Annotated in this window: 15 protein-coding genes, 1 tRNA gene and 3 pseudogenes; 9 read left to right on the forward strand and 10 right to left on the reverse strand. The window is 73.8% G+C overall.

What is annotated here, in order from left to right; translation table 11 throughout:
* Positions 1 to 626, reverse strand: a 626-nt coding sequence (locus GA0115242_RS25330; RefSeq protein ID WP_141721746.1) for a helix-turn-helix domain-containing protein, incomplete at its 3' end; no start/stop codon positions are given.
* 184 nt (positions 627 to 810) lie between these two features.
* Between GA0115242_RS25330 and GA0115242_RS25335 the strand changes: the two genes are divergently transcribed.
* Positions 811 to 1,569, forward strand: coding sequence for a DUF4232 domain-containing protein (locus GA0115242_RS25335; RefSeq protein ID WP_093832299.1), 759 nt, complete (start codon positions 811 to 813; stop codon positions 1,567 to 1,569).
* A gap of 12 nt (positions 1,570 to 1,581) precedes the next feature.
* Here the strand turns inward: GA0115242_RS25335 and GA0115242_RS25340 are convergent, their stop codons facing one another.
* The 4 genes from GA0115242_RS25340 to GA0115242_RS25355 all read right to left on the reverse strand — a co-directional run bounded on the left by GA0115242_RS25340 (position 1,582) and on the right by GA0115242_RS25355 (position 10,639).
* On the reverse strand, positions 1,582 to 2,508 hold the full coding sequence (locus GA0115242_RS25340; RefSeq protein ID WP_093832301.1) for a hypothetical protein: 927 nt from the start codon (positions 2,506 to 2,508) through the stop codon (positions 1,582 to 1,584).
* Positions 2,509 to 2,510: 2 nt separating this feature from the next.
* A complete protein-coding gene (locus tag GA0115242_RS25345; RefSeq protein WP_093832303.1) occupies positions 2,511 to 4,379 on the reverse strand; it encodes a diflavin oxidoreductase in 1,869 nt (622 codons plus the stop codon).
* Positions 4,376 to 9,904 carry a glutamate synthase-related protein gene (locus GA0115242_RS25350; protein WP_093832305.1) on the reverse strand — a complete coding sequence of 1,843 codons (5,529 nt, stop codon included), beginning with the start codon at positions 9,902 to 9,904 and terminating at the stop codon, positions 4,376 to 4,378. The genes GA0115242_RS25345 and GA0115242_RS25350 overlap by 4 nt, the downstream gene beginning before the upstream one ends.
* A gap of 129 nt (positions 9,905 to 10,033) precedes the next feature.
* Complete coding sequence (locus tag GA0115242_RS25355) at positions 10,034 to 10,639, reverse strand: TetR/AcrR family transcriptional regulator (RefSeq protein WP_093832307.1); 606 nt, start codon at positions 10,637 to 10,639, stop codon at positions 10,034 to 10,036.
* Between the two features lie 137 nt (positions 10,640 to 10,776).
* Here GA0115242_RS25355 and GA0115242_RS25360 point away from each other — a divergent pair, with 137 nt between their 5' ends.
* Positions 10,777 to 11,361, forward strand: a complete 585-nt coding sequence (locus GA0115242_RS25360) for a hypothetical protein (protein WP_370672318.1) — start codon at positions 10,777 to 10,779, stop codon at positions 11,359 to 11,361.
* A 151-nt stretch (positions 11,362 to 11,512) separates the two neighbouring features.
* Positions 11,513 to 13,201 (forward strand): endo-1,4-beta-xylanase, encoded by a 1,689-nt coding sequence (locus GA0115242_RS25365; protein WP_202555754.1) that lies wholly within the window; start codon positions 11,513 to 11,515, stop codon positions 13,199 to 13,201.
* 107 nt (positions 13,202 to 13,308) lie between these two features.
* Here GA0115242_RS25365 and GA0115242_RS25370 read toward each other — a convergent pair whose 3' ends face one another.
* The 4 genes from GA0115242_RS25370 to GA0115242_RS25385 form a co-directional block, all read right to left on the reverse strand.
* A complete protein-coding gene (locus tag GA0115242_RS25370; RefSeq protein ID WP_093832311.1) occupies positions 13,309 to 14,073 on the reverse strand; it encodes a polysaccharide deacetylase family protein in 765 nt (254 codons plus the stop codon).
* 162 nt (positions 14,074 to 14,235) lie between these two features.
* Complete coding sequence (locus GA0115242_RS25375; protein WP_093832313.1) at positions 14,236 to 14,448, reverse strand: hypothetical protein; 213 nt, start codon at positions 14,446 to 14,448, stop codon at positions 14,236 to 14,238.
* Between the two features lie 639 nt (positions 14,449 to 15,087).
* Positions 15,088 to 17,307, reverse strand: coding sequence for a serine/threonine-protein kinase (locus GA0115242_RS25380; protein ID WP_093832315.1), 2,220 nt, complete (start codon positions 17,305 to 17,307; stop codon positions 15,088 to 15,090).
* Between the two features lie 171 nt (positions 17,308 to 17,478).
* The gene (locus tag GA0115242_RS25385; RefSeq protein ID WP_093832317.1) at positions 17,479 to 18,417 is read right to left on the reverse strand and encodes an SDR family NAD(P)-dependent oxidoreductase; all 939 of its coding nucleotides are present in this window, start codon (positions 18,415 to 18,417) and stop codon (positions 17,479 to 17,481) included.
* Between the two features lie 110 nt (positions 18,418 to 18,527).
* Between GA0115242_RS25385 and GA0115242_RS25390 the strand changes: the two are divergent.
* From GA0115242_RS25390 to GA0115242_RS25410, 4 genes and pseudogenes are all read left to right on the forward strand, one after another.
* Positions 18,528 to 19,192 (forward strand): annotated as a pseudogene (locus tag GA0115242_RS25390) (TetR/AcrR family transcriptional regulator).
* A gap of 292 nt (positions 19,193 to 19,484) precedes the next feature.
* Positions 19,485 to 19,775 (forward strand): annotated as a pseudogene (locus GA0115242_RS25395) (heavy metal transporter CzcB); the annotation flags it as partial.
* Positions 19,772 to 20,326 carry a flavoprotein gene (locus GA0115242_RS25400; RefSeq protein ID WP_093832319.1) on the forward strand — a complete coding sequence of 185 codons (555 nt, stop codon included), beginning with the start codon at positions 19,772 to 19,774 and terminating at the stop codon, positions 20,324 to 20,326. The pseudogene GA0115242_RS25395 and the gene GA0115242_RS25400, both read left to right, overlap by 4 nt.
* Positions 20,327 to 20,650: 324 nt before the next feature.
* A pseudogene (locus tag GA0115242_RS25410) lies at positions 20,651 to 20,937 on the forward strand (site-specific integrase); the annotation flags it as partial.
* Between the two features lie 312 nt (positions 20,938 to 21,249).
* Here the strand turns inward: GA0115242_RS25410 and GA0115242_RS25415 are convergent.
* Positions 21,250 to 21,323 (reverse strand) — tRNA-Gly (locus GA0115242_RS25415).
* A gap of 263 nt (positions 21,324 to 21,586) precedes the next feature.
* On the opposite strand from GA0115242_RS25415, the gene GA0115242_RS41875 reads away from it, so the two are divergent.
* Positions 21,587 to 21,766, forward strand: coding sequence for a hypothetical protein (locus GA0115242_RS41875; RefSeq protein WP_093832323.1), 180 nt, complete (start codon positions 21,587 to 21,589; stop codon positions 21,764 to 21,766).
* 103 nt (positions 21,767 to 21,869) lie between these two features.
* On the forward strand, positions 21,870 to 22,373 hold the full coding sequence (locus tag GA0115242_RS25425) for a phosphoribosyltransferase (RefSeq protein WP_093832325.1): 504 nt from the start codon (positions 21,870 to 21,872) through the stop codon (positions 22,371 to 22,373).
* Positions 22,374 to 22,553: the final 180 nt, after the last annotated feature.

The following is a 22,553-nucleotide window of genomic DNA, read 5'->3' on the forward strand; positions in this document are numbered from 1 at the left end:
TCCGGGCCGGCGAGCGCGAGCGCCGCCGCGCCCAGCACCGCGACCGCGGCGACGGACGCCGCGGCGATCAGCGCGGTCCGCCGACGCGCCCGCGGAACGGAAACCCCGGTCGCTCCGGTCGCTTCGGCCGCCCCGGCCGCCCTTCTCGACGTCCCGTCCCCGGACGACCCGTGGACGACGACCGGACAGTCGTCGTCATCCCCGTCGGCACCCTCGCCGGCACCCCTGTCCCCGGGGTGCTCCCCGTCCCCGTCCCCGCCACCGGTCCCGTCCCCCGGCCGGGCGCGGGCCCCGCTTCCGACGGCACCCGTCTCCCCGGGGTCGGGCGGCCGCGGGGCGCTCCTGTCCGTCCGCTCCGTCCTGCGGACCCGTGCCGCGTCCGCGAGGACCCAGTGGCGGTGCAGTTCCACCAGCTCCTCCGAGGTCGCCCGGCAGATCCTGGCCAGCCGTTCCACCGGCGCGTAGTCGGCCGGTACGGCCGCGCCCGTGCAGTAGCGGTGCAGCGTCGAGGTGCTCAGGTGGAGCCGCCCGGCGAGCGTGCCGTAGCTGAGCCCCGAGCGCTCCTTCAGCCCCCGCAGCAGCCGCGCGAACGCCTCGGCCTCGTCGCCCTCCGTCGCTCCCGACACCCGTTCCACTCTCCCCCGCGTCCCGTCCCGCGTCCCAGGGACAGTGTGTTCTGCCTGGTCAGACCCCGTCCCGGCGTTCCGGCGTCCCTGATCGGGCGCTGACCGTGGCCTCGGGGACGGATCACCCCGCACGCTTCTTTCATCCAATCACCACCCCCACCCGACGCCGAAGGGGCACTGCCACATGTCCAGCATCCGCACCTCCCGCACCCGTCTCCTCGCCGCCGCCGCGACCGTCGTCCTCGCGGGGCTCTCGCTGACCGCGTGCAGCGACGGGACGGGTGTGCACGACGAAGGCGCCTCTAAGGTCTCCGGCGGCCCGGCCGGGACCTCCCCGCGGCCCTCCGCCGACGCGAGCGGCGGCCCGGACGCGACGGCCGGACAGGACCGGGCGCCGGACGGGAAGACGGACGGACAGACGGACGGGAAGCGGGGCGGGTCGGCGGGTTCGGGCTCCGGTTCCTCGGGCGCGGAGTCCGCGTCCCTCACCGAGCGGCCCGTCGCCGAGGCCCCCGCCAAGGTCACCTGCGAGGGTTCCACCACCAAGACGGTCGCCACCCCGCTGACCCGCCCGCTGAACCACCTGCTGCTCAAGGTCACCAACACCGGCGGCAAGCGCTGCTACCTCTACCACTACCCGGCCGTCCGGTTCGGGCAGGAGCAGGCCGTGCCGCCGGTCGTCGAGGAGTCGCGGCCGCAGGCGGTCGTCACCCTGGAGCCGGGCCAGTCCGGCTACGCCTCGGTGCTCCTGTCGGCCGCCGACGGCAGCGGCGGGCACGGCTACACCTCGCACTCCCTCGACGTCGCTTTCTTCGGCGCCGAGCTGGCGGGCAGCGTCGGCAAGGGCGCCCACCCCGCGCTGCCCGCCAAGGGCGTGTACGTCGACGAGTCCCTGAAGGTCACCTACTGGCAGCAGGACATGGACGACGCCGTCCAGTGGTGACGCCCGCCCCGCTCACGCGTCGGGCAGCGACGCCGCGAGGTGCTCCCACGCGGTGTGCACCCGCTCCTCGACGATGCCGAACTGCGTGAGCACCGCCACGCACCGCCCGTCCTCGTCGTCCAGCTCGATCGCCGAGGTCGGGCCGTGCGCCGCCGCCGAGCGGACCAGGTGGCAGCCACGGACGCGGGTCAGGTCGATCTCCACCGAGCTGTCCGCGACCGCGGCGAACACCCGCCCGCCGACGGTCCGTTCGGTGACGTGCACCCGGCCGCCGCAGACCTGAACGGCGGCCGGGGCGAACACCGCCACCCCGACCGGCAGCCCGACCGAGCAGACGTGGTCGAGCACCGCGGGCACCAACTCGGCGCCGATCGGCCGGTGTTCGCCCCGGTACCGGTGGATGGCCGCGCGCCGGGCCGCCCCGCCGTCCGCGAGGATCGCGTCGAGCTGCGCGAGCTGGTCGCCGTCCTCCCACCCGGGCACCCCGGGCGCGGGGCCGGGTTCGTCCCGGAGCGCGCCCGGTGCGACGGTCCCGGCGAGGCCGGACAGCAGCCGGTCGCCCTCGGACAGCAGCCGCCCCTGGTGCGCGGTCGCGCCGTCGGCGTCGAAGAGGCGCACGGCGACCGAGCCGGTCTCCTCGTCCCGCGCGACGGCGGCGGACGCGACGCCGTCGAGCCGCAGGGTGATGGCGCCCGGGGTGAGCGCGAACGCCTCGCCGCGCACGGTCGGCACGGCGTAGCTGCCGGCCTGGTCGATGCGGGCGGCCGGCCCGCCGGTGACGGCCTGGACGTGCTGGAAGAGGGTGAGGCAGCGGGCCAGTTCGGGCATCCGCGCGTCGATCAGCCGCACGCTGCCGCGGCGCCTGCCGCAGCACCCCTCGAACGCGCAGCCACCGCCGTGCCCGCCGCCCGCTCCGGACGCTGCTTCCTGGTTCGTCATCCTCAGTACACGTCCCGTACGTAGCGCTTCGCCCGCCGCAGCCCGGCGAGGTACTCGGCGGCGTCGTCGGCCCCCCGGCCGCGCTGCCCCGCGACGACGTCGAGCAGCGCCGCCTCGACGTCCCGCGCCATCCGGGAGGCGTCCCCGCAGACGTACACGTACGCCCCGTCCTGGAGCCACGCGTACAGCTCCCGCGCCCGCTCCCGCATCCGGGACTGCACATAGACCTTCGCGGCCTGGTCCCGGGAGAACGCCAGGTCCAGTTCGGTCAGCACGCCCCGCTCGCGCAGCGCGGTCAGCTCGTCCTCGTAGACGAAGTCGGTGGCGCGGTGCCGGTCGCCGAAGAACAGCCAGTTGCGGCCGGTGGCGCCGCGCGCGGCCCGCTCGTGCAGGAAGCCGCGGAACGGCGCGACCCCGGTGCCGGGGCCGATCATGACGATCGGGGCGTCGTCGTCCGCCGGGACGCCGAAGGACGCGTTCGGCTGGAGGTGGACGCCGACGACCGCGTCCCCGCCCGCCCGGTCCGCGAGGTACGTCGACGCGACGCCCTCGTGGCGGCGCCGGTCCACGCCCTCGTAGCGGACCGACGCCACGGTGAGGTGGACCCGGCCCGGGTGCGCGAGCGGGCTCGACGAGATCGAGTACTGCCGGGCCTGGAGCGGCCGCAGCAGCGGCAGCAGCTCCCCGGCGTCCGGCGCGGCCCGTCCGGCGTCCCGCAGCAGGTCGACGACGTCCCGGCCGGTGAGCCAGGCGTCGAGGTCGGAGCGGTCGCCGCGGCCGACGACCGCCGCGAGACCGCTCGCCGGTGCCCGCTCCACCAGGTCGGCGATCAGCTCCTTCGACGGCGTGCGGATCTCCCGCCCGGTGCGCAGCACCTCGGCGAGCGGCCCGTCCGCGGTCTCCTCGTCGCCGCGCGCGCCGAGCTGTCCGAGCAGCGCGCCGACCAGCCCGTCCCCGTTCACCGGGGAGACGGCCAGCGCGTCGCCCGCCGTGTACGCGATGCCGCTGTCGCCGAGGTCGAACTCGTAGTGCCTGATCTCCTTCGCGCTCCCCGGCGCCGACAGCAGCCGGTTCACCAGGAGCCGGGAGCGGTAGGGGTTGCGCCGGTTCCAGCGGGAGCGGCCCGGCGCCGCCGCCTGCCCGGACGTCCCCGTCCCGGACGCCGCCGCCTGCCCGGCCCCGGAACCCGCCCCGGAACCCGCCCCGGAACCGGCCCCGGGCGCCGGGACGCCGGTGTCCCGGGCCTGCTCCGCGCCGGTCTCGGCGGCCAGCCGGTCGAGCACCTCGGCCGTCCAGAGCGCCGCGGGTTCCTCGAAGTCGACGTCGCAGTCGGCCCGTTGGCGGACACGCTCCGCGCCGAGCTGCTCCAGGCGGGTGTCGAGGAGCTTCGCGGCCTGGCAGAAGTCGTCGTAGCCGCGGTCGCCGAGGCCGAGCACCGCGAACCGCACGCCGTCCAGGCGCGGCGCCGGCGCGGCCCGCAGCGCCTCCCAGAACAGGCCCGCGTTGTCCGGGAGTTCGCCCTCGCCGTAGGTCGAGACGATGACCAGCACATGGGACATGGCGGCGAGCCGCTCCGGGGTGACGGTGTCCAGCGCGGCGACGCGCCCGCCGAGCCCGCGCGCCCGCGCCCCGGCGGCGACCTCGCCCGCGAGGAACTCGGCGTTGCCGGTCTGGCTGCCGTAGAGGACGTCGATCGTCGCGGCGGGCGCGCCCGGACCGTCCGCGCCGGAACCGTGCGCGCCGGAACCGTCCGCGTCCCGGCGTCCGGCCGCCGCGATGCCCGCCATGAACCCGGCGAGCCACGCCTCCTGTTCGGCGGAGAACGGCGCGTCGGCCGGGATCAGGGAGCCGGTCGGGGGCAGGAGCGTCATGTCGTCACCGCGTCCGTCGGGGCCTGCGGGGCGCGGCGTCCGGCGATGTCGGCGAGCGCCGCGGTGGCGAGCAGCTCGTCGAACCGGGCGGCGCGCACGCGGCCTGCGTTCTTCGTGTTCTGGTGGATGATCCAGCCGTAGGTGCCGGGCGCGTCCACGCTGAGGTTGTTGCGGCGGCTCAGCGCCTGCTTGTAGTCGTCGAGGCGCTTGATCGCGACGAGGGTGGCCAACTCCCCGTCGTCGAACCGCTCCAGGGTGCCGCGCAGGTACCGCACGACGCGCTGCTTGACGAAGAAGTCCTCGGTGAGCACGAGGTTGCGGACCGCCGCGGCGACCCTCGGGTCGTCGGGACCGGTCGCGCCCGGCACCCGTTCGAGCGCCAGGTCCTGGGCGGCGCCGAGCACCGTGTACGAGGACAGCAGCGAGAACATGTCGTCGTCGCCCCGGTCGCCGAGGGCCGGGGCCCGGCCGCCGAGCACGGTGCGGCGGTCGCGGTAGTCGACCTTGAACGCGCGCAGCTTCTCCGTCGCGATGGACGTGGCGAGTTCGTCGAGGAGTTCACCGCGGGTCGCCGCCGCGAGGATCTCCGTGGAGTCCTGGTAGAGCAGCAGCGCGCGGGGCATCCCGCAGTACACGTGCCGCCGTTCGGCCGCCCAGTCCGCGAGCAGGCGCCGGGCCAGCGGCGATCCGGTGGCCTGCGCGTGCCAGGTCAGCAGCAGCCGGACGGCCTCCTCGTGGAAGGCGCCGTGGGCGGTGTCGGTCACCGGGAAGACCAGCAGCGAGTCGGCGCTGACCCGGTCGCGGACCTCCCCCGTGGGGTCGTACTGGTAGAGGAAGCCGCCGCTCATGCCGTTGCCGAGGCCCTTGCCGAAGCCGCCGAGGTTGAGCACGGCACCGCCGGTCATGTACTCGCAGCCGAAGTCGCCGAGGCCCTCGACGACGGCGGTGGCACCGGAGTTGCGCACCGCGAACCGGTCGCCCGCCTCGCCCTGCACGAACGTGCGGCCGCCGGTCGCGCCGAACAGCGCGAAGTTCCCGACCAGGACGTTCCCGCCGCGCTCGGCGGAGCCGCCGCCGGGCGCGCGGACGACGATCCGGCCGCCGCTCTGGCTCTTGCCGACGCCGTCGTTGGCGGTGCCTGTGTGTTCGAGGGTGATGCCGTCGTTGCAGAACACGCCGTAGGACTGGCCCGCCGACCCGGTGGTGCGGACCCGGACGGCGTCGTCGACGAGCCGCCTGCGGCCCCGGTCGTCGACGGTGACGGCGGGCAGCCCTGACAGGTCGTCGCCGCCGTGGTTGAGGAGCCGTTCGACGTCCACCGAGAGCTGTCCGCCCACCGACTTGTCGCTGTTGCGCAGCGGGACGCCCTCGACGAGCAGCGCGGCCTCCCGCCTGTCGACGAGCGCGGCGCGGACCCGGTCGAGGAGGGCGTCGTCGGTGGTGAAGTCGGCCTCCAGGTACCGCGGTTCGCGGACGGTGCGCTCCGGCACCCGGGCCAGCAGCGCGCGGACGTCGAGGCGTCCGACGCTCGCCGGGTGGTCGAGGAGCTGGAGCAGGTCGGTGCGCCCGCGCGCCTCCCGCAGCGATCTGAGGCCGAGCCGGGCCAGGATGTGCCGGACGTCGTGCGCGATGTTCAGCAGGTACTGCGCCAGCGCCCGCGGATCGCCCTCGAACGCCTCGGAGTTGGTGGTGAGCCCGGCCGGGCACTTCACGTTGCAGTTCTTCGCCATCACGCAGCCGAGCATCATCAGCGCGGTGGTGCCGAACTCGAAGCTGTCGCCGCCCAGCAGCGCCGACGTGACGACGTCGCCGCCGGTCTGGTGCGCGCCGGAGCAGCGCAGCGTGACCTTCTGCCTGAGCCCGTTGGCGACCAGCGCCTGGTGCACCTCGGCGACGCCGATCTCCGCCGAACGCCCCGCGTACTTCAGGCTGGTGACGGCCGCGGCGCCGGTCCCGCCGGTGTTCCCGGCCACGTTGATCACGTCGGCGCCCGCCTTGGCGACACCGACCGCGATGGTGCCGATGCCCTCCGAGGAGACCAGCTTCACGATCACCCGCACCCGGGCGGCCTTGCAGTCGTGGATGAGCTGCGCGAGGTCCTCGATCGAGTACGTGTCGTGGTGCGGGGGCGGCGAGATCAGCTCGATGCCGGGGGTGCCGCCGCGGGCCGCCGCGATGTCGACGGTGACCTTCGGCGCGGGCAACTGGCCGCCCTCGCCCGGCTTCGCGCCCTGCCCGATCTTGATCTCCAGCTCCTGGAGCATCGGATCGGCGAGGTACCCGGCCCAGATGCCGAACCGGCCGGACGCGAACTGCTTGATCCGGGAGCCGCGGAGGGTGCCGTACCGGGAGTGGTGCTCGCCGCCCTCGCCGCTGTTCGACATCCCGCCGACCATGTTCGTGCCGTGCGCGACGGCCTCGTGCGCGGTCGCCACCAGCGCGCCGTGGCTCATCGCGCCGGAGGCGAGGGCGCGGGTGATCTCGTGCGCGGGCTGCACCTCGGCCGGCGGTACGGCGGCGGGCGCCCGGCCGAGCAGCGCGAGCAGCCGCGCCGCGTCCGCGACGGCGGTGACGACGACGCCGTCGTCGCCCGCGTCCCGGTGCTCCACCTGCCCGGGGTACGCGAGCGAGAGCCCCTCGGCCAGCGCCGCGTGCCGCCCGGCCCCGTCCCCCTCGCCCGCCCCGAGCCGCAACCGGACGGTGCGGCGGGCGCCGGAGGGGTCCCCGTCCCCGGCCGGGGTCACGGAGACGCCGCGCACCATGATGCTCGCGTTGCCGTCGGTCGAGAAGCGGCCCAGTTCGCGGGCGAACTCGCGCGGTTCGCGCAGCCCCGTGACGTCGGCGGGCAGCGCGAGGACGTCCCGCAGCGCGGACGGGCGGCGGGCGCGTTCCTCGTGGGTGGTGCGCAGGAAGTCCAGATACCCGGGGGTGATGCGGAACGCGTCGATCTCGGCGTCGTCGAGCGCGTCGTACCCGGTCTCCCGGTACGCGGCGTCGGTGATGCCGAACGCGTCGTCGAGCTGGCCGAGGGTGAGCAGCCGCAGGGCCTCCGGGTCGTCGGGCCGTCCGAACCGCGGCCGCTCCTCGGTCATGCCGCCGAAGCCGCGCACGGCCGTGACGCCGAAGGAGTGCCCGGCGCCGTCGGAGCGCTCCTTGAACAGCCCGAGCAGCGGGATCTGCGTCTCGTCCGTCACCGCGCGGGCCCGCTCGTGCCAGTCGGTGGCGGCCTGCGCGATGCGGGCGAAGCCGACCCCGCCGACCGGGGCGTCCATGTGCGGGAAGGCCCGCGCGAAGACGTCGTCGCGGGTGTCGAGGTAGTTCGGTTCGAAGAACGCGCCGCCGATGTAGCTCTCGGCGGTGCACAGGCCGACCCGCCCCATGGTCTTGGCGAGGGACTTCTCGGCGGCCCTGCGGAACTTCGCGAGCGCCCGGTCGGTCGCGGTGATCTCGCCCGCGGGGGCGGGCGCGCTCGGGTACTTCTCCTCGGCGCGCAGCCGGGCGCTGAGGCTGTAGACGGCGGAGGCGCCGAAGCCGAGCGCGGTCGCCACGTGGTGCGAGGACAGGAGCTGGCCGCTCTCGGCGACGAGCGAGACGCGCGGCCTGAGCCCGGTCTCGATCAGCCGCTGGTCGACCGAGGCGACGGCGAGGACGACGGGCAGCGGCGCGCGGGCGGCGGAGATGGCCCGGTCGGTGAGGACGGCGATGCCGCCTCCCCCGGCGGCGAACCGCTCGACGTCGTCGCAGAGCCGCTCCAGCGCGTCCCGCAGCGAGTCGGCGTTGCCGCGCTCGTCGCCGGTCACCGGCGAGTAGAGCATGGCGAACCGTTCCAGCGGCACGATCCGCTGGTCGCGCAGCCGCACCATGTCGAGGTGCCCGAGAACCGGCGAGGAGACGACGAGCTGGCGGCCGTCGGTGGTGCCGGTGCCGTCGGGCCGGGGGCCGAGCGCCACCCGCATGCTCATGCCGTCGGCCTCCCGGATGCTGTCCAGGGGCGGGTTGGTGACCTGCGCGAACCGCTGCGAGAAGTACTTCGCCATGCCGCCCTCGGTGTCGCTGAGCGCGTTGATGGCGTTGCCGTAGCCCATCGCGGAGATCCGCTCGGAGCCGGTGGCGAGCATCGGGTCGAGCATGAACCGGAAGCTCTCCTGGTTCAGCGAGTAGGCCACGTACCGGCCCGCGAGGGTGAGGTCGCCGTCGTAGCCGAGGGTGGTGGTGCCCCGGTAGTAGTCGGGGGCGGGCAGGTCGTCGAGGCGGACGCGGGCCGCGTCGAGCAGTTCGCTGTAGGGGCGGCGCGCGGCGAGGGCGTCGAGCACCTCGCGGGTGCGCAGCGTGCGGCCGGTGCGGTGGTCGACGACGAGCATCCCGCCCGCCTCGATCCGGCCCCGGCGCACGACGTCCTCGTCGGGGAAGGCGACCTGCCCGGCCTCGGAGGCGACCATCAGGTACTCGGACGTCTCGACGGTGCGCAGCGGGCGCAGCCCGAGCCGGTCGAGGCGGGCGCCGATGACGTCCCCGTCGCTGAAGATGACGGCGGCCGGACCGTCGTTCTTCTCCTCGTAGAGGGAGAAGTACTCCAGCATGTCCCGGACGGCGGCGGGCAGCGTGCGGTCGTTCTCCCAGGCGGGCGGCATCAGCGACACGACCGACTCGACGAGGTCGAGGCCGTCGTCGAAGACCCGGCTCTGCAGGGTCTGGTCGAGGCGGCTGGAGTCGGACTGCCCCGGCGGCCGCACGATGCTGCGGGTGCGGGCCCGCGCGAGGGCCTCGTCGCTCAGCCGGTTCTTGCGGTCGGTGTTCAGCTCCCCGTTGTGCGCCATCAGCCGGAACGGCTGGGCCATGGTGGGGTGCGGTTCGGTGTTGGTGGAGAACCGGGTGTGGAAGTAGAGCGAGCGCACCGAGTGCCGGGGGTCGAGCAGGTCGCGGAAGTACCCGATGACCTCACCGGAGTTGAGCCGCCCCTTGAGCACCTGGGTGCGGGCGCTGAGCGAGAGCGGGTACAGCCCCGAGCAGGACTCGTCGGCGTAGGCGACGGCCTCGACGGCGAGCAGCGCGCGGTGCGCGGCAACGTCCACGTCCGCCCGCGTCCACGTCTCCGGTGCCCGGAACACCCACTGCACGAGCGGCAGTTGGTACTGCTCGGCGGCGGGCGGCGCGACCGAGTGGTCGACCGGGACGTCCCGCACGAGCAGCACCTCGAAGCCCTCGTCGGCCAGGCACCGCCCGACCGGCTCCCGGCCCCGGACGGCGTCCGGCACGAAGCAGTTGGCGACCCCGAAGTGCCCGGCGCGCAGTTCCTCGCCGACGAGGGCGCCGAAGAACTCCACGGAGAGGTCGACGCTCACCCCGGCGCCGTCCCCGACCCCCTCGGCCGAGGCGCCGCCCCGGTGCGGGATGGCCCGGAGCGCCTCGTCGCCCCGGCGGATGACGTCGTGGCCGGGCACGCCGTCCAGCCGGGTGATGAACCCGACGCCGCAGGCGCTGTGGTCGAGGGAGGGGTCGTGGAGACCGGAGGTGGAGTGCGTCACGTGCCCGTCCTGTGAGCGAGTACCAGCAGCGGACGGCCAGGCTGCGACAGTGAAGCGCTCGCCGCGGGCGGACCTGGGGACGGTCGGACCCTGGGGTGGTGCGAATGAGTACGGTAAGCCTTACCTAAGTTATCCGGCAAGGGGCGGGCGGGTGTCCCGTGCCCGCAGCACGTCCTCGACGGCGTCCAGGAAGGTCCCGGCGACCAGCTCGGGGTCGAAGAGGCAGCCCGAGGCCATCGCGCCGTCCCTGAGCATGACGAACCGGCGTCCCGCGGCGTCCGCGTGCTCCGTGCCGGTCTGCGCGAGCAGGTCGGTGACGGTCTCCAGGAACCACTGCCGGTGCGCGAGCACCGCGCGGTGCACCGGGTGGCCGGGGTCGGGGTACTCGGCCGCCGCGTTCAGGAACGCGCAGCCGCGGAACCCGGGGGAGCGGATGCCGTCGACGACGGACCGCGCGACGTCCCTGACCCGGTCCTCGGCCGACCGCCCGGCCGCCCGCGCGAGGGCGTCGACCTGCCCCCTGATCGCCCGGTCGGCCCGGTCGAGGTAGGCGACGATCAGGTCTTCCTTGCCGGAGAAGTGCCGGTACAGCGTGGCCCGGGTGACCCGCGCCTCCGAGGTGATGCGGTCGATGCCGACCGAGTGGATCCCCTGCGTGTAGAAGATCGCGGTCGCTGTGTCCAGCAGCCGCGTCCGCGCTTCGGAGGTGCTGCCGCTCTCTGTGCTCCGGCTCATGGCGCCCAGGGTACCCGACCCATGAGGGAGAACGTTCGGTCTTGACAGGGCGGCGCCCGTGCCCTTGAGTAAGCACAAGACCGAACGTTCTCCCTCACTCGTTCCGGCGTACCCCGCCCCCACGAAAGGCACCCACCGTGACCGCCCTCCGCACCGCGCACGACGCGCACACCGCAGCCGCCCCCCTGCCCGCCGCCTCCGCGGGACTGCGCAGGCTCTACCTGATCCGCTTCGGGTTCGCCGCCGTCTGGGCCGCCCTGCTCTTCGCCACCGCCTCCGCGCTGAACCCGCTCAACATGACGCTGCTCGTGCTCTACCCGCTGTTCGACCTGGGCGCCGCGCTCGTGGATCTGCGCGGCGCGCGGGAGGGGCGCGGCGCGGCCGTCGGCCTGTACGCGAACGTCGTGCTCAGCGCGGCGACGGCCGTCGGCCTCGCCTTCGCCGTCACCTCCGGCATCCCGGCCGTGCTGCGGGTGTGGGGCCTGTGGGCGGTCACGGCGGGCGCGGTGCAGCTCCTGGTGGGCGCCGCCCGGCGCCGGCTCGGCGGCCAGTGGCCGATGATCGCGAGCGGCGCCATCTCGACGTTCGCGGGCACGTCGTTCGTCGTCCAGGCGGGCTCCGGGAACGCCTCGCTGAGCAACCTCGCGGGCTACGCCTTCCTGGGCGGCGTCTTCTTCCTCGGCTCGGCCCTGCGGCTGAAGCGCGCCCCCCAGCAGGCGTGACCGGCCTCCCCCTCCGTCGGCGGCGCCCGCCCCCGCGTGATGAACTGTGGCCCGGCGCCGGGACGTTGACCCCGTCCCGGACAGGAGAGCGGGGGAGACCGTGGGCTGTGCCGGAAGGACGTGGCGGCGACTGACCGCCGTGGTGTTCGTCATGGCGGTGGCCGCCGGGTGCACGGGCCAGGGCGGAGCCGCGGGCCGCGCGGACGACGAGGACCTGCTGCGCGACCACGACTGGACCCACATGCCGGGCACCACCGCGCGCGACGGCGTCCTGCGGGTCGGCGCGACGGACCGGCGCATCGTGGAGCAGGACGCCTCCGGCGGCCGGCCCAACCCCCCGCTGAACCTGGCCGGTCCGCACCTCGAGTCCGGCGGCGACTTCACCGTCACCGCGCGCATGTCCGGCGTGGGCGACGGCGGCGGCTCCTGGCTGCGGCTGTACGGACAGGTGCCGGTCGTCTACGACGAGTGGCGGCAGGAGCGGCCCTCGCTGCGCGTCGGCGTGACCGCCGACGGACGCGTCAAGGCCCAGACATGGGACGGCGGGAGCGATGACCCGTCCACCACCAGGGTCTTCGACTGCGACTGCGCCGGGACGGTCACCCTCGCCGTGTCGAGCATCGGCGACACGTTCCGCGTCCAGGCCGACGGGCGGCGGCTGGGAACCGTGCCGGACCCGGGGGTGTTCGCCGAGGGCACCGTCTGGTTCGGCCTGGAGGCGGACGCGGCTGAGGACGCGCGCCGCGAGGGATGGCGGCTGACGCGGCTGCGCGCACGGGCCGAGAGCGGTGACCCGCTCCGCGTCGTCGAGGCACCGCGGCTGCGCCAGAAGCGGTCAGGCGACTCGCTGCGCGCGCGGGCCGCGGACGTGGGGCGTCCGTTCGACATCGGCACCGCCCTCGCGGAGAACCCGCTGCTCACCGACGCGCGCTACCGGGCGCTCGCGGGCAGCCAGTTCTCCATGCTCACCCCGGAGAACGCGTTCAAGCCGCAGTTCCTGCACCCGCGCCGGGGCGTCTACGACTTCCGCGACGCCGACCTGCTGGTGCGCTTCGCCCGCGCGAACGGCATGAAGGTGCACGCGCACACCCTCGTCTGGCACGAGGCGCTGCCCGCCTGGATGCGCGAGGACGACGACCCCGGGGAGGTGCGCCGGACCATGCTCCGGCACATCGCCGCGGTCGCCGGGCACTTCAGGGGACAGGTCGCGGAGTGGGACGTGGTCAACGAGCCCATGTCCGACGACGAGGAGAGCTACACCGACGGGGACCGCGGCCTGCGCTCCGAGCAGAGCCCGTGGTTCGGGGCCATGGGCGAGCAGTACATCGACGAGGCGTTCAGGGCCGCCCACCGGGCCGACCCGACGGCACGGCTGTACCTCAACGAGTACGGGGTCGAGGAGGAGGGCGAGCGGTGGGACGCCCTCTACGACCTGGTCGCGCGGCTCAGGGAGCGCGGCGTGCCGATCGACGGCGTGGGCTTCCAGAACCACGAGTACGCGCCCGGCGACCGCGTCGACCCGGAGACCTTCCGCGGCCATGTGCGGGATCTGGCGGAGCTGGGGGTCGGCTCACGCGTGTCGGAGATGGACGTCCCCATCGGCGAGGACGAGGAGCACGGGCGGCGGACCCAGGCCGACGAGATGGCGGGCAAACTGCGGGTCTGCCTGGAGGAACCGACCTGCACCTCGTTCTCCACCTGGGGATTCACCGACCGGTACGGCTCCACCGCCGACACGCGGGTCTATCCCCCGCGCCCGGCCGATTCCCTGCCGTGGGACGTGGACCTGCGGCCGAAGCCCGCGTACGAGCGCCTGCTCGCGGCCTTCGACGAGGAGTGAGGCACAGCGGCACGCGCTCCCGGGCCGGTGGTCGTGGCAGCCGAAGGGCGCCCTGTTCCGCCGGGGTCCGCCGTTCCGCGGTGACGCGGCGGCCCGGGGCCCCGCCCTCAGCGCACCGGGAACCCGAACGCGTACCCCTGGTCCTTCAGCCACGGCAGGAGCCGGCGGAGCGCCTCGACGGTCTCGGAGCGGTCGCCGCCCGCGTCGTGGAAGAGCAGCGTCGGCCCGTTGGACAGCTCCCGCTCGACGGTGGCGACGATCGCGTCCGTGCCCGGCCGCTCGAAGTCCTTGGTGTCCACGTTCCAGCCCAGCGGGCGCATCCCGTGCGAGGCGGCCAGCTTGCGGCTGTAGGGGGTGAACGCGCCGCCGGGCGCCCGGTAGTACATCGGCCGGACACCGCCGGACGCCTCGGTGATCATGCGCTCGGCGTCCAGGATCTCCCGCGACTGGTACGCCTCGGACTTCTTGTCCATCGCGGTGTCGTGCGACACCGAGTGGTCGCACAGCCGGTGCCCGGCCGCGACGACCTTCTTGACCAGGTCCGGGTAGGTCCGCGCCTGCGTGCCCGTCATGCAGAACGTGGCCTTGACGCCGAACTCCCGCAGCAGATCCAGCACTTGGGGGGTCCAGCGCGGGTCGGGGCCGTCGTCGACGGTGATGTTGACCCCCCGCGCGCCCTGGTCGGAGGCGTGCACGATGGTCTCCGCGACCGGCTTGACGGCGGGGGCGGCCGACGCGTCCGCGCGCGGCGCGCTGTGCACGGCGTCGGCCTGCGCCGTCCACAGGGAGGCGCCGGTGGCGAGCAGGGTCACCCCGACCGCCGCCCCGACGATCTTTCCGTACCAGCCACGTCCGCTGCCGTGCCGTGCCATCTCCGCCCCGCTTCCCCGCCGTTGTCCGCCGCCGCCGGTCTCCGTGCGGCCACCTGACAGGACGACGGGGACCGCGTCCCGGCTGCCTCCGTTACCGATCACGGACAAACTGGCGGGAGTTCGCGGACAACGGCACGCGGGACGGTGCCGCGGCGGGCTCCCCTACCCGAGGACTTCGCGGAGCCGGGTGACCGCGCGCCGCAGATCCTCGAAGGACCGCTCCTCCTCACCCGGTCCGGTCCTGGACGCGGAGAGGAGGCTGTCGCGGGCCCCGCGGACGCGCGCGTAGCTGTCGAAGCGGACGAGGACCTCCTGCACGGCGGCCTCGGGCGACAGCGGGGAACCCTGCGGGGGAGAACCGTTCTGGGGCGGCATCGGCGAACTCTCTCGTCTCGGCGACCGGCCACGGACGGACCGGGGGAGGGGATGGGCGGGGAGGCGGGGCGGGCACCGGGGGGTACCGGGCCCCCGGGGCCCCAGGGCGCGCGGGGAGCGCGGGGGAACACGAGGGAACACGGGGGAAGGGGCGACGCCCGACGGCCGCCGCTGCCACGGCCGCGACAGGGGCCACGCAGCCCACGCAGGTCACGCGGCCCACAGAGGCCACGCAGGTCATGCGCGCCGGGGGCGTCGCGCCCGGCACCGGCGTAGCGTCCGGCACCGGCGCAGCGGGTGGCACGGGCGCAGCGGGTGGCACGGGCGTCGCGGGTGCGGCGAACGCCGAGGGGGCGTCGGACACCGATACCGCTGAATCCACGGGAAGCCTTCCGGGCACGACGGACACGTCGCCGACCAGGCTTCCCGGCACACCACCCGGCCTCGGAGCGAGGACGGGCTGCCCTCACTGTACGGGCGGACGCCCCCGACGGCTGCGGATACCCCGCACCGACCCCGCTCCGGTCAGCGCCCGCACCCTCGCCCCGTCACCCGTGCCCCCACCCCGTCAGCCGGGTCCGTCCGGGCTCTGCGAGAAGGCCGTGTCAGGGTCCGTCCGGGCTCTGCGAGAAGGCCGTGTCAGGGTCCATCCGGGCTCTGCGAGAAGGCCGTGTCGCCCGCCGTCGCCACGACGGCGTCCCGCACGAGCAGCACGTGCGGCGGGTAGCTCTGCGCCTTGTCGCCGGGGCTGTCGAGGGCGGAGGTGCGCCAGACCTCCGCACCGGTGCGCAGGTCGAGGGCGAGCAGGCGGCCGAAGCGGTTGGCGAAGTAGACGCGCCGGTACGCCGCCGACACCACGGGCGCGGAGAGACTCTCGACGTCGGTCACCTTCTGCCAGAGCTGACGGCCGCTGTCCGCGGAGACGGCGGTGACCGTCCCGTCGGAGCGCACCAGGAAGACGACGTCGCCGACCAGCGTGGCCGTGCCGGTCAGCGGGTACGCCAGCGGCACCCGCTCGACCCGGCCGGACTCCGGGTCCACCCGGAGCAGCGCGTCGTACGGCCGCTCGTACCCCTCCTGGTAGACGTCCTCGGCGGTCTGCGGGGCGAGGAAGAGGGGCCGCCCGTCGACCGCGCCGAGCGCCAGCGACTTCTCGGGCAGGGTGGCGACCGGGGTCGAGCGGTCGCGCGCGATCCGCGTCAGCTGCACCGGCACCCGGTCGGGCTCGTCGCCCGTCGCGCAGAGGGCGTACGCGGCGCCTCCCAGCACCGTCGGTTCGCAGAACGCGCCGGTCAGCGCGGGCGCCCGCCACAGCTCCCGGCCGGAGGGCCCGTAGTCCACGAACGACCCGTCGCGCGGGGAGACGGTCAGCAGCCCCCCGTCGTGCAGGACGGCGCTCGCGGACTTGTCGATGTCGCGCTGCCACCGCCGCTTCCCGGTCCCGGCGTCCAGGGCGACGACGCGTCTGCTCGCGTCGTCGGGGTCCTCGTAGACGTAGACGACGCCGTCGCGCGCGCCGATCGGACGGGCGCCCTGCGGACGGGTGCCCGCCCGCCACGCTACGCGTCCGGAGGCCGCGTCGACCCGGGCGACCGTGAAGCCGGTGCCGCCGCAGAACAGGGCGGTCCCCTGGGCGAGGCATCCGGCCTCGTCGTAGTCGAGCGGCACGCCCTCGTGGTCGTGGCGCAGCCGGGTCTGCCACGGCCGCCACCCGGCGGGCAGCGACGCGGTCCGCTCGCCGGATGCGGATGCGGATGCGGATGCGGAGGCGGCGGCGCCGGGCGGGTCGGCGGCGTCCGCGCCGGAGACGAGGAGGACGGCCCCGGCCCCCAGACCGGTGACGGCGAGCAGCGCGGCGAGGCCGCCGAGCAGCAGCCGGTGCCCCCGCCGTCCGCCGCCGCGCCCGGTGCCCGTGCCGGTGGTGTCGGCGGAGCTGGTGCCGGTGCCGGTGCCGGTGGCGTCGCCGCCCGGGGCGCCGGCGGAGGCGGTGGTCGCGCCGCGGGCGCCGGGGACGCGCGGGGACCTGGCCGCGGGCGACCCGACGGCGTCGGACTCCGGCAGTTCCTGGAACAGGCGGTGCACCTCGGCCGGTTCGGGCCGCGCGTCCGGCTCCTTCTCCAGACACCGCGCGACGACGGCGAGGAGCGCGTCGGGCACCCCGCCGAGGTCCGGGACGCCGAACACCACCTGGTAGCCGGTGATGTAGGGGCTCTCGGCGTCGAAGGGGCCGCTGCCGACGGCGGCGAAGACCAGCAGCGAGCCCAGCGAGAACACGTCCGAGGCGGGGGTGACGTCGCGGGGCGAGGCCAGTTGCTCGGGGGACATGAACGGCGGGGTGCCGATCATCCGCCCGGTGGTGGTGAGGCGCTGGCCGTCGGCGGCGCGGGAGATGCCGAAGTCGATGACGCGCGGCCCGTCCTCGGTCATCAGCACGTTGCCCGGTTTGAGGTCCCGGTGCACCAGGCCCACCCGGTGGATGTCGCGCAGCGCCTCGGAGAGGCCGAGCCCCAGCGCGCGCAACTCCCGCTGGCTCAGCGGGCCTTCCTGCTCGACGACGTCGGCGAGACTGCGCCCCGGCACGTAGAGCGTCGCCATCCAGGGCCGTTCGGCGTCCGCGTCGGCGTCCAGGACCGGCGCGGTGAAGGCGCCGCTCACCCGGCGCGCCGCCGCGATCTCCTGCCGGAAGCGGGTCCTGAACTCGTCCTCCTGCGCGTACGGGGCGTGCACGACCTTGACCGCGACCTGCCGTCCCGAGGCGGAGACCCCCAGGTAGACGACGCCCATGCCGCCCGACCCGAGGCGTCCGAGGAGGGCGTACCCGCCTATGGACTCCGGGTCCCCGGTGCTCAGGGGCGTCATCGCCGGCCACCCTTCCCAACGCCTGCCTGCCTCACGGGCTTCAGACTAGGGCCTGCCGTCCCGGAGACGGAGCCGCCGCCGGACCCGGCCGCGTCGGCCACAACAGGACGCCTGCCGCCGGAGGTTGGCGAACTCCGCGCGCGGGCAAGTCTGTTGCCTCCCGGCGGCGGTTCAGACGGGGAGAACGGACGCGGCGGACGACGCGGACGGCACGACGGGGAACGTCACCCCGGTGAGGTCCTCGGAGACGGCCCACAGCCGCCGCTGGACGCTCGCGTCGTACGACTCGGGGCTGGAGACGACCGGCCGGGGGTGGCCCTTGATCTCGTTGCGTCCGCCGGGGCCGTAGTACTGGCCGCCGAGCGCGGCGGGGTCGGTGGCGGCGCGCAGGGTCGGCAGCGCGCCCATCGCCGGGGGCTGGGTGATCAGCGGCGTGAGCAGGGTGAGCGGGTACCGCAGGGCCGCGGGGGTGTTGCGGGCGAGTTCGGTGCTGGACATGCCGGGGTGCGCGGCCAGTGCGGCGGTGGTGCCGTGCGCGGCGAGACGGCGCTGCAACTCGTACGTGAACATCAGGTTGGCCAGCTTGGACTGGCCGTAGGCGGCGACCCGTCCGTACGAGCGCTCCCACTGGAGGTCGTCGAAGTGGATCGCGGCGCGGATGCGGTGGCCGGTGCTGCTGACCGTCACCACGCGCGAGCCGGGCACCGGCAGCATCAGGTCGAGGAGCAGCCCGGTGAGGGCGAAGTGGCCGAGGTGGTTGGTGCCGAACTGCAGCTCGAAGCCGTCCCGGGTGGTCTGCTTCGGGGTGTACATGACCCCGGCGTTGTTGATCAGCAGGTCGATCCTGCCGAGCCGGGAGCGCAGCGCGGCCGCGGCGGTCCTGACGGAGTCGAGCGAGGTGAGGTCCAGCTCCTGGACGCTCACGTCGCCCCCGATGCGGGCCGCGGCCCGCCGTCCCTTGTCGGCGTCGCGCACGGCGAGCACCACGGAAGCGCCGCGTCCGGCGAGCGCCCGCGCGGTCTCGTAGCCCAGTCCGGTGTTGGCCCCGGTCACCACGGCCACCCGCCCGCGCTGGTCCGGAATGTTGTCGTTCGTCCACTGCACGCCCATGTCGAGCGCCTCCCTCGAATTAAGTACCGGAGGTATCTTCTAACCGGGACATTAAAGTACTCGCGGTACGTTGTCAACGTACCGCTGGTACCTAAGTTAGGGTGGCGAGCGTGACTTTCCAGCGGGCGCGGACCGAGGAGCAGCGGGAGATCCGCCGGCGGGCGATCCTCGACATGGCGTCGACGATGCTCGACGAGATGCCCGTGGCCGAGGTCACCCTGAACGAGCTGAGCCGCCGGGTGGGGCTCGCGAAGCCGAACGTGTTGCGCTACTTCGAGTCCCGCGAGGCGGTGCTCCTGGAACTGCTCGACCGCTTCCTGCGGGAGTGGCTGACCGACCTGGCCCGCGAACTGGCCGACGGTGTCGACGCGGACCTGCCCATGGCCGACCGCGCGACGGCGGTGGCCGGGATCCTCAGCGGCTCGCTCTCCGACCGCGCGGTGCTGTGCGACCTCTTCGGCGCGCAGGGCAGCGTCCTGGAGCGGAACGTCTCGGTCGAGGTGGTGTCCCGCTACAAGCGCGCGTCCCTGGAACGCCTGGCCACCATGACCACGCTGGTCGGGACGTACCTCCCCGAACTGGGCGAGGACGCGACGCGGTTCAGCCTCCAGACGATGGTCCTGGCGGGAGCCCTGTCGGCGTACAGCACCCCGCCCCCAGCCTCCAGGCGGCCTACCGCGCCACCCCCGACCTGGCCCGCCTCCACCTGAACCTGAAGGACGCCCTGAACCTGTCTCTGACGGCGACGCTGCTGGGGGTGCTGCCGAGGGGGTGACGGGGGCCGGGCGCGACAGCTCCCCGGCCTCCTCCCTCCCCCGACGGGATCCCGCACAACAACAAACCCCAGGCCGTTTGACCTGGGGTTCTCTGGAGCGGGTGACGAGAATCGAACTCGCTCTCGCAGCTTGCACCAGCAGAGAAGGTTGTAACTCACCCAGGCGGGTGGGGTGATGGAGCAGGCCGTCTCGACAACCGGTCAGCGCCGAGGTCTTGTCGCATGGCAGAACGGAGTTGTGTCAGTGCATCCTCAGACCCGGAGCGGCCATCAACGTAGGCCTCATCGCTCGGCCTTCGGCGATTCCGGCCTTGCGCTCCAGGCAGCCCGCCCCCTCATGCGCCGGCACATCCCTGTCCCCGAACGCCGAGCCGCCCTGTGGGTGGAGACCGCCCGCGCCTACAGCCAACAGAGCCGCCTCGCCGACGGCTACCAGGCCCTGCGCATCGCCGAGACCTGCGCGGCTCAGGACGTACGCCGACCCGCCGTCCGCGACCTCGTCGCGGACATGGCAGCCCGCGACCACCGCCGTACTCTTCCCGAACTGCATCACTTCAGCCGCCGACTGGGAGTCCCCGCGTGAGTGACCCAAACGCCCCGGAGAAGAAGCCCTTCCTGTACGTCGTCGTCTGCGCGTGCGGCATCGCCGGAGACGTCGGCAAACTGATCACCGCAGCTCAGGACCGGCACTGGGACGTCGGCGTCGTCGCCACACCTCAGGGACTCGGCCTCCTCGACGCCGAGGCGATCAAGGCCCAGACCGGCTACCCGATCCGCTCGGCCTGGCGCACACCCGGCGAGGCCCGCCCCCTCCCGCTGGCGGACGCCATCGCCGTCGCGCCGGCGACCTTCAACACGATCAACAAATGGGCCAACGGCATCTCCGACACCCTGGCCCTGGGCATTCTCTGCGAGGCGTACGGCATGGGTATCCCCGCAGCCGTCCTGCCGTACGTGAACTCGGCTCAGGCCGCCCACCCCGCGTACGGCCGCAGCCTGGACGGACTGCGTGAGATGGGCGTGCTGATCGGTTCGTACGAGCCGCACCGGCCGAAGGCCGGGGGCGGGGCGGACCGCTTCCGCTGGGAGGAGGCGCTGGATCTGCTCGCTCCGAAGCTGTCCGCTCCCGCTTGATCAGCGCCGCCGTGTCGGCTGCGGCGAAGGCGGGACGGGAGGGGTGGGAAGAGCGGGGCGTTGCGTGCCGGTCCGCGCCTTGGCTGCTTCGGCTCGTGGACCGGGCGCGTGGCGCTCGACGAGTCGGCGGACGCGCCAGGTCAGTGCGTGTGCCGGGCTGCGTGTGTCGTCGAGGATGCGCTCGGCGTGTTCCGGTATGGCCTCCCGGAGGTGGTGCGCACAGCGACGCTTGGTCTGCAGCCCGGGCGAGCGCCGTGCGAGGCCCGTCAGGACCGGCTCGGCGACCAGCGCATACGCGCCCCGGAGATGAAGAAGGGCCTGCTCCGCCGCTCGACCTTCGGCCGCAAGTGGCGCAAGGCAGGTCCAAGGTCGGGATGCCGGAAAACCTTCGCTTCTACGACCTCCGCCAAACCGGCAACACCCTGGCCGCCGACACCGGCGCCAAACTGGAAGACCTCATGGTCCGCGTCGGCCAGTCCTCGGAGCGCGCCCAGCTGATCTACCAGCACTCGACGGCGAAGCACCAGCGGAAGCCGGCGGAGGGTATCGACGCCGAGGTGCGAGCTCGCCAGCAGGAAGCAGCTCAGGCGAAGCGGGCCAAGGAGGTGTGACGGCGCATAGCGACAGAAACGTTCTTGCGCCCCATGCGTCTCCGTACCCCAGAGGCCACACAACGGGCAAAGTTGCAGGCCGCAACCCGACTCCCGACCTGCCCGAGCCCGATCAGCGGAGCGCATCCGCCTTTTCCCGGATCACCGAAAACACGTCTCGCATTCGAGGCACCCTGGGGTCACTGTTGCCAACCGAGCCTTCTGGGGTCCCTGCGATGACTCCGGAGCGCCGAGTTGGGGCACACAGAGTACGAAGCTCCCGAATTGGACTAGACAACAAACAAACCCCAGGCCGTTTGACCTGGGGTTCTCTGGAGCGGGTGACGAGAATCGAACTCGCACTCTCAGCTTGGGAAGCTGATGTTCTACCACTAAACTACACCCGCGCGCGACGCCCACCTGGTGGTGTCGGGACGCGTCGTCACTCTACCCCATCCCCGGTCCCCGGCGCTGAAGCGGCGGGGACCGGGGTGTTTCCGCGGAGTGGATCCTGGTGCGGGTGGCCGGAGTTGAGGCGTAGCGTGAGGGTGGGAAGAGGGGGCCGGGCGTGGCCGGAGTGCCGCCTGGAGAGTCGTTCCTTTGATCCCGTAATGTGGCATTTTCCGTCGGGTGACCGGCAGCCCGACGCGGCTCTTTGGGGAAGGGACTCTTGGACTTGATGGATCGCACCGTCGTCCGCTGTGCCGATGGGCACGTCTTCAACACCGCTTCGTTCCCGCTTCAGCAGGCCGAGCGGCTCGGTCCCGGGCGGCTCGTCCGCTGCCCACGCTGCGCTCGGCTGCGCAGCGTGGTTCCGGTCCCGGTCGGTCTGGAGCGGCAGCAGAGGTGAGCTGCCGCAGGCGGCGGACGGACGGGTAGTCGTCACCGTCGGTGTGCCCGGTGCGCGGGTGGGGCCTGCGGGTCTCCCGCGCACCGTGCGTATTCTGAGGCCCGTGAGTGAGACACCTGTTCGGGAGAATCTGTCCTACGAGCGCTTCGGGGACGCCGTGCGCGACCTCGCGCAGGTCATCGCCGACGACGGCTACGAGCCCGACGTCGTGCTGAGCATCGCCCGCGGCGGGGTCTTCGTCGCCGGCGGCCTGGCCTACGCCCTCGACTGCAAGAACATCCACCTCGTGAACGTCGAGTTCTACACGGGCGTCGGGACGACGCTGGAGATGCCCGTCATGCTCGCCCCCGTGCCGAACGTGATCGACTTCTCCGACAAGAAGGTCCTGATCACCGACGACGTCGCCGACACCGGCAAGACCCTCAAGCTGGTCCGCGACTTCTGCCTCGACGCCGTCGCCGAGGTCCGCTCCGCCGTCATCTACGAGAAGTCCCACTCGCTGGTGAAGTGCGAGTACGTCTGGAAGCGCACCGAGGACTGGATCAACTTCCCGTGGTCCGTCCAGCCGCCCGTCGTGCGGCGGGGAGGCCAGGTCCTCGACGCCTGAGCGGACCGGGGGCGAAGAAGCGGCCGGGGCCCGGGTCGGAGCCGGGGTCGGAGCCCGGACCGGGCTGTTTCGCCCCGCCCGCCCCGGATGTCCCGGAAGACGCCCCCGGACAGTCCCGGAGGACGTCCCCGCGCGTCACGGAGACCCCCCCGCACGCCCCGGAGGACGCCCCCGGATGTC

Source organism: Streptomyces sp. SolWspMP-5a-2 (genome assembly GCF_900091845.1).
GTDB lineage: Bacteria > Actinomycetota > Actinomycetes > Streptomycetales > Streptomycetaceae > Streptomyces > Streptomyces doudnae.